The organism is Mesorhizobium sp. M7A.F.Ca.AU.001.01.1.1 (genome assembly GCF_004022735.1).
Lineage (GTDB): Bacteria > Pseudomonadota > Alphaproteobacteria > Rhizobiales > Rhizobiaceae > Mesorhizobium > Mesorhizobium ciceri.
This window is the reverse complement of sequence record NZ_RZPF01000364.1, coordinates 1-6,343: the sequence shown is the minus strand read 5'-3', so window position 1 is coordinate 6,343 and position 6,343 is coordinate 1. Positions and strand designations below refer to the sequence as shown.

The window sequence follows — 6,343 nt, the reverse complement described above, 5'->3', positions numbered from 1 at the left end:
AGATCCTGCAGCACAATGTCTATGGCTGGTTCGCGCGCGTCGACCGCGGCCTCTACGATCTTACCGATGCCGGCCGTGCCTCTTTGATCCGTTGGCCGCAGGCATCGCACGACGAATCCCGACACGCAATTTTGAACGCAGCAGCCATATGATTGAAGATTCCCGCAGCGTCCGAGGCGGTCCGCTCGGTTGATTTCTCCGACAAAATATGTTGCTTGTCCCGCCCATGAAGAAGCTCTGCATGACCGCCTTGGCGTCAGTGACACTGAGTTTTCCAGCCAGCGCAATGGACAATGCATTGCGCGCCGGACTGATGAAACTCGATCCCCAAACTCGCCTTGAACAGCGTTGCGACGCCGAAGTGCTCGACCGCATCACCCATGACGATCGCAAGTTCAAAGCCGATCGCGTCGTCGCCTACGCCTTTGCCACGCCCGAGATGGGCGCCGATGCAATCAAGAGCCCGGGTGCTGCGTTTCGCAGCAAGGGGCAGTGGTACAGGCTGAAATTCAAGTGCCAGACCGGGCCGGACCATATGGAAGTCTTGCAACTCCGCTACCGGATCGGCGACGAGATTCCGGAAGCCGACTGGGCAAAGTATAATCTCTACGATTGATTGGCGATCGGCCATGGTTTTGCCTGGCTGTCGGCGAGTGCCGCGAGCATTGGATCTGGCTTGACGTAGCGATGCTTCGGTGATGGCGCCACGCGTGATCCCTTGACGCCAAGGGACCACCAAGTTAGGGCCTCTGGGTAATCGACGAACACTCGGCAAAATCAGCAAGGGCTTCCGGTCGATGGACATTTTTTTCAGCGCTGCCAGCCTGACCGCCCTGCTCCAGGTCATCGCCATCGACCTCGTGCTGGCCGGCGACAATGCGATCGTCATCGGCCTTGCCGCTGCCGGCCTGCCGGCTGACCAACGCAAGAAGGCGATCCTCATCGGCGTGATTGCGGCAACGGTGCTGCGCATCGGTTTTGCCGCAATTACCGTCAAGCTGCTGGCGATCGTCGGCCTGCTGCTGGCCGGCGGCATCCTGCTGCTGTGGGTCTGCTGGAAAATGTACCGCGAGCTGCGCACGTCACATGCCGATGAGCTGGAAGCGACCGAGGCGCTGTCGAATTCGGACCTCAACAGTGACCAAGCAGTCGCCGGCAAGTCGAAGCGCAAGACCCTTGGCCAGGCTGCCTTGCAGATTGTCGTCGCCGATGTGTCGATGTCGCTCGACAACGTGCTGGCGGTGGCTGGAGCGGCGCGTGATCATTTTCCGGTGCTGGTCATCGGCCTTGTGCTGTCGATCGCGCTCATGGGGCTGGCTGCGACCTTCATTGCCAAGCTGCTGCATCGCCACCGCTGGATCGCCTATGTCGGCCTGCTGATCATACTCTATGTCGCGCTGGACATGGTCTATCGCGGCGCGGTGGAGGTCTGGCCACATGTGAACAACGTGGTCGGCTGAAGCTGGCGGACATCCGCGTCTTCACTCCGTCGAAGCAAGACCGCCGTGCGTTTTGCCGCATCGCGGGCCTGCCCATACCAATGCCGCAATAAGTGTGGTACTGCGCCGGCAATCCTGAAAAGCCCGGAAACCCTCTATGTCCGCTCCCCGCGTGAGTTTTGTCAGTCTTGGATGCCCGAAGGCCCTCGTGGATTCGGAGCGCATCATCACGCGCCTGCGCGCCGAAGGTTACGAAATCGCGCGCAAGCATGACGGCGCCGACCTCGTCGTCGTCAACACCTGCGGTTTTCTCGATTCCGCCCGCGACGAGTCGCTCAACGCCATCGGTTCCGCGCTTTCGGAAAACGGCCGAGTGATCGTCACCGGTTGCCTGGGCGCCGAGCCGGACGTCATTCGCGAAAAGCACCCCAATGTGCTGGCGATCACCGGGCCGCAGGCCTATGAGAGCGTGATGGCCGCGGTGCATGAGGCCGCACCGCCGTCGCACGATCCCTATATCGATCTCCTGCCGCCGCAGGGTGTCAAGCTGACGCCGCGTCACTACGCCTATCTCAAGATTTCCGAAGGCTGCAACAACCGCTGCACCTTCTGCATCATTCCCGCACTGCGTGGCGACCTCGTCTCGCGGCCGGCGGCCGATGTGCTGCGTGAGGCTGAGAAACTGGCCAAGGCTGGCGTCAAGGAACTTCTGGTCATCTCGCAGGACACCAGCGCCTACGGCATCGACATCAAATACCAGACGTCGATGTTCGGCGACCGTGAAGTGCGCGCAAAATTCCTCGATCTTTCGGAGGAACTGGGCAAGCTCGGCATCTGGGTGCGCATGCACTATGTCTACCCCTACCCGCATGTCGCCGACGTCATCCCGCTGATGGCGGAGGGCAAGATCCTCCCTTACCTGGATATCCCGTTCCAGCATGCCTCGCCGCAGGTGCTGAAAAACATGCGCCGGCCCGCGCATGGCGAAAAGACGCTCGAGCGCATTCGCGGCTGGCGCGAGGTCTGTCCGGATCTGGCCATCCGCTCGACCTTCATCGTCGGCTTCCCCGGCGAGACGGATGACGATTTCGAGATGCTGCTCGACTGGCTCGATGAAGCCAAGATCGACCGCGCCGGCTGCTTCAAATACGAGCCGGTCCGCGGCGCCCGCTCCAACGATCTCGGTCTCGAACAGGTCCCGCAGGAAATCAAGGAGGCGCGCTGGCACCGCTTCATGCAGCGTCAGCAGAAGATTTCGGCGACACAGCTGGCCAGAAAAGTCGGCAAGCGCCTCCCGGTGCTGATCGACGAGGCGCATGGCACATCGGCAAAGGGCCGCACCAAATACGACGCGCCCGAGATCGATGGCTCGGTGCACATCCAGTCGCGTCGTCCGCTGCGCCAAGGCGATATCGTCACCGTCAAGATCGACCGTGCCGACGCCTATGACCTCTATGGTTCGGCGGTCTGACGCCTCGTTCCGCGTAAATTTACTACATCTGGCGATAATCTAGGCCTCTTAACCCGCTCAGCCGCGATCCGCTCTATGGTTTGCCGACCGTAGATGCGGGAAATGCGGATGAACACCAGACCTGCGGAACAAAATTACATTGCGACGCTGGACCTGCTCAGGCTGGTCGCGGCGATGGCTGTCGTGTTCTTCCACTATTTCTTTCGCGGCGCGGCTGCCGAGGGCATTCTGGCTGAGGGTTATCCGCTTGCGGCACCGTTCGCCCTCTACGGCTATCTCGGCGTCAATCTGTTCTTCCTGATCAGCGGTTTCGTCATTGCCTGGTCGGCGGAAAACCGCAGTTGGGACCAGTTTGCGGTCGCGCGGTTCGTTCGCCTCTATCCGGGCTTCCTGCTCTGCATGACGATCACCTTCGCGATTGTCTTCCTTGCCGGGTCGCCGCTGCTTTCGGCCTCTTTCGTTCAGTATGCCGCCAATCTGTCGATGTTCGCGCCGGCGTTCGGCCAGCCCTTCATGGACGGCGTCTACTGGTCGATCGTTCTTGAGCTGGTGTTCTACGGCTGGGTGACGCTGGCGCTGCTCACCGGGCTGTTTCAGAAACGCAAGCTGGAGCTGATCTTGATCTGGCTGGCGATCTCGGCCTTGAACGAGTTCTTCATCGGCAGCGGCGCCGCCAGGCTGCTGTTCATCACCGAGTTTGGACCGTTCTTCGCCGCCGGCGTGCTGGTCCACCACCTGCATGCGCATGGCCGTTCACTGCCTGCAATGCTGCTGCTTGCCGCCGCGTTCCTGATCTCCTGCGGCACGCTGTCGGTGACGCAGCACTGGATGCTTGGCCACTACGGCATTGCCGTTTCGTCGGCCAATCTGGTCATCGCCAACGTCGTCATGCACGCGGCCTTGATCGGTGCGGTGCTGCTGCGCGGCCGTATCAGGGCATCGGGGCTCACCCTGGCGCTGGGCGGGCTGACCTATCCGCTCTATTTGCTGCACCAGGACATCGGCTATCTCGTCATCAATGCGGCAACGCCCCTTATCGGCAAATGGTTTGCCGCCTTTGGCTGCGGCGCACTTATGCTTTTCGTTTCGTGGGCAATCTGGCGCGCCTGCGAACGACCCGCACAGCGGCTGCTGAGGATTTGGCTCGGCCGCGCGGTCGATGCTGGCCTGGCGCGATTTCGTCGCGTCTCAGCCGGAGCGCAGCCCGCCGAATGAAAAAGGGCGCCTCGCGGCGCCCTCCTCATTTCGATCTCTTGCGCTACTTACTGCGGCAGCTTGTCGTCGACACCCTTCACATAAAAATTCATGCCGAGCAGCGTGCCGTCATCGGCGACTTCGCCATCCTTCAGCCACGGCGTGCCGTCTTGCTTGGCGATCGGCCCGGTGAAGGGGTTCCAGCCGCCGGCGATCTTCTTCTCGGTGGCCTCCGCCATCGCCTTCACGTCGTCGGGCATGTTGGTGTAGGGGGCGAGCTTGACCGCGCCGTCCTTGATGCCAAGCCAGACATTGTCCGGCTTCCAGGTGCCGTCGAGGGCTGCCTGGACCCGGCTGATGTAATAGGGACCCCATTCGTCGGTGAGCGAGGTCAGCTGCGCGTTCGGCGCGAACTTGATCATGTCGGAGGACTGGCCGAAGCCGTGCAGCTTGCGCTCCTCGGCCACCTGCAGGGCAGCGGTCGAATCGGTGTGCTGGACAATAATGTCGGCACCCTGGTCGAACAGCGCCTTGGCGGCGTCGGCTTCCTTGCCCGGATCGAACCAGGAATTCACCCAGACGATCTTGGCCTTGAAGTTCGGGTTGATCGACTGCGCGCCGAGCATGAAGGAGTTGATGCCCATCACCACTTCGGGGATCGGGAAGGAAACGATGTAGCCGGCAACGCCTGCCTTCGATTCCTTGGCGGCGATCTGGCCGAGCACATAACGGCCTTCATAGAAACGCGCATTGTAGATGCCGAGATTGTCAGATGTCTTGTAGCCGGTGGCGTGCTCGAACATCACCTTCGGGAATTTCTTGGCGACCTTCACTTCTGGGTCCATGAAGCCGAAGGAGGTGCCGAAAATGATCTTGCAGCCTTCGCGTGCCAGGCGCTCGAAAGCGCGGTCGGCGTCGGGGCCTTCCGAGACGTTTTCAAGATAGGCGGTTTCGACCTTGTCGCCGAGCGCCTTCTCCACTTCGAGACGGCCCTGGTCGTGCTGGTAGGAATAGCCGAAATCGCCGATCGGGCCGGTGTAGACCCAGCAGGCCTTCAGCTTGTCCGCGGCCTCGGCCGTCGCTGCCAGCGACATGGCGGCGGTCGTGGTCATCAGGGCAATAAGCAGTTTTTTCATCGTGTTACCTCTCTGAGTTAGCCTTGGAGCTTCCCGTTTGTTTTTGTTGTCAACGATCCGGAACGAATGGCTGCCCCAAGGAAGCCGGCGTGTTCATCATCGTCAGACGCTTGTTGCGCGAGATTAGAACGAGAACCACGACGGTTGCCAGATAGGGCAGCGAAGAAAGGAACTGTGAGGGCACTGGAATGCCAAAAGCCTGTGCATGAAGCTGGCCGATCCATACCGCGCCGAAGATGTAGGCGCCGGCCAGCACCCGCCATGGCCGCCAGGAGGCGAACACCACCAGCGCCAGCGCGATCCAGCCGCGGCCGGCGCTCATGTTCTCCACCCATTGCGGCGTGTAGACCAGCGAGAGATGGCCGCCGGCGAGACCGGCACAGGCGCCGCCGAAGATGACCGCGAGGTATCGGTAGCGGATGACCTTGATGCCAAGCGCATGCGCCGAGGTGTGGCTGTCGCCGATCGAACGCAGCGTCAGCCCGGTGCGGGTCTTGAACAGGAACCACATGACGGCGGCGGTCAGTGCGATCGAGATGTAGAAGATCGGATCCTGGCCAAACAGCAGCCTGCCGACCACAGGGATTTCCGTCAGGCCGGGAATGTCGAGGTTGGGCAGCCTTTCGCCGGGCTGGCCGACGAAGCTGGTGCCCATCATGCCGGACAGGCCAAGGCCGAGCAGCGTCAGCGACAGGCCGGTCGCCACCTGATTGGTGGCCAGCGACAGCGTCATGACGGCAAACAGCAGCGAGAACACCGCGCCCATGGCAATGGCCGCCAAAAGGCCGATCCAGGGTGATCCGGTGAGATAGGTTGCGCCGAAGCCGCCGACGGCGCCCATGATCATCATGCCTTCGACGCCGAGATTGAGTACGCCGGAGCGCTCGACCACCAGCTCACCGATTGCCGCGATCAGCAGCGGCGTTGCCGCGGTGGCGATGGTCAGAAGGATGTTTACGGTGATGTCCATCAACGGGCTTCCTTCAGCTTCGGTGCGGCTTCGAGTTTGGCCACGCCTTCCGGTTTGGTCAGCGCCAGGCCGACCAGACGTATGCGGTAGTGGATGAGCGTGTCGCAGCCGAGCACGAAGAACAAAAGCATGC

General features: G+C 61.6%; 7 protein-coding genes and 1 pseudogene. 5 read left to right on the top strand and 3 right to left on the bottom strand.

Annotated elements, in window-relative coordinates:
• The 5 genes from EN884_RS21245 to EN884_RS21225 form a co-directional block, all read left to right on the top strand.
• A partial coding sequence (locus EN884_RS21245) for a DUF2161 family putative PD-(D/E)XK-type phosphodiesterase (RefSeq protein WP_245491961.1) occupies nt 1-152 on the top strand: 152 nt, incomplete at its 5' end.
• A gap of 56 nt (nt 153-208) precedes the next feature.
• Nucleotides 209-616: a DUF930 domain-containing protein gene (locus EN884_RS21240; RefSeq protein ID WP_032808257.1), complete on the top strand. Its 408-nt coding sequence runs from the start codon at nt 209-211 to the stop codon at nt 614-616.
• 181 nt (nt 617-797) lie between these two features.
• Nucleotides 798-1,460: a TerC family protein gene (locus EN884_RS21235; protein WP_013531644.1), complete on the top strand. Its 663-nt coding sequence runs from the start codon at nt 798-800 to the stop codon at nt 1,458-1,460.
• 136 nt (nt 1,461-1,596) lie between these two features.
• Nucleotides 1,597-2,910, top strand: a complete 1,314-nt coding sequence (rimO, locus tag EN884_RS21230) for a 30S ribosomal protein S12 methylthiotransferase RimO (protein WP_013531645.1) — start codon at nt 1,597-1,599, stop codon at nt 2,908-2,910.
• A gap of 108 nt (nt 2,911-3,018) precedes the next feature.
• The gene (locus EN884_RS21225) at nt 3,019-4,125 is read left to right on the top strand and encodes an acyltransferase (RefSeq protein WP_063168007.1); all 1,107 of its coding nucleotides are present in this window, start codon (nt 3,019-3,021) and stop codon (nt 4,123-4,125) included.
• A gap of 47 nt (nt 4,126-4,172) precedes the next feature.
• On the opposite strand, the gene EN884_RS21220 is transcribed toward EN884_RS21225, so the two are convergent.
• From EN884_RS21220 to EN884_RS39695, 3 genes and pseudogenes are all read right to left on the bottom strand, one after another.
• Nucleotides 4,173-5,240 carry a BMP family ABC transporter substrate-binding protein gene (locus EN884_RS21220; RefSeq protein WP_013531647.1) on the bottom strand — a complete coding sequence of 356 codons (1,068 nt, stop codon included), beginning with the start codon at nt 5,238-5,240 and terminating at the stop codon, nt 4,173-4,175.
• A 49-nt stretch (nt 5,241-5,289) separates the two neighbouring features.
• Nucleotides 5,290-6,210 carry an ABC transporter permease gene (locus tag EN884_RS21215; RefSeq protein ID WP_024503273.1) on the bottom strand — a complete coding sequence of 307 codons (921 nt, stop codon included), beginning with the start codon at nt 6,208-6,210 and terminating at the stop codon, nt 5,290-5,292.
• Nucleotides 6,210-6,343: pseudogene (locus EN884_RS39695) on the bottom strand (ABC transporter permease); the annotation flags it as partial. The gene EN884_RS21215 and the pseudogene EN884_RS39695, both read right to left, overlap by 1 nt.

Coding starts and splice junctions, on each gene's coding strand:
- EN884_RS21240 (WP_032808257.1), top strand. CDS start 209: ATGTTGCTTGTCCCGCCCATGAAGAAGCTCTGCATGACCGCCTTGGCG.
- EN884_RS21235 (WP_013531644.1), top strand. CDS start 798: ATGGACATTTTTTTCAGCGCTGCCAGCCTGACCGCCCTGCTCCAGGTC.
- rimO (WP_013531645.1), top strand. CDS start 1,597: ATGTCCGCTCCCCGCGTGAGTTTTGTCAGTCTTGGATGCCCGAAGGCC.
- EN884_RS21225 (WP_063168007.1), top strand. CDS start 3,019: ATGAACACCAGACCTGCGGAACAAAATTACATTGCGACGCTGGACCTG.
- EN884_RS21220 (WP_013531647.1), bottom strand. CDS start 5,240: ATGAAAAAACTGCTTATTGCCCTGATGACCACGACCGCCGCCATGTCG.
- EN884_RS21215 (WP_024503273.1), bottom strand. CDS start 6,210: ATGGACATCACCGTAAACATCCTTCTGACCATCGCCACCGCGGCAACG.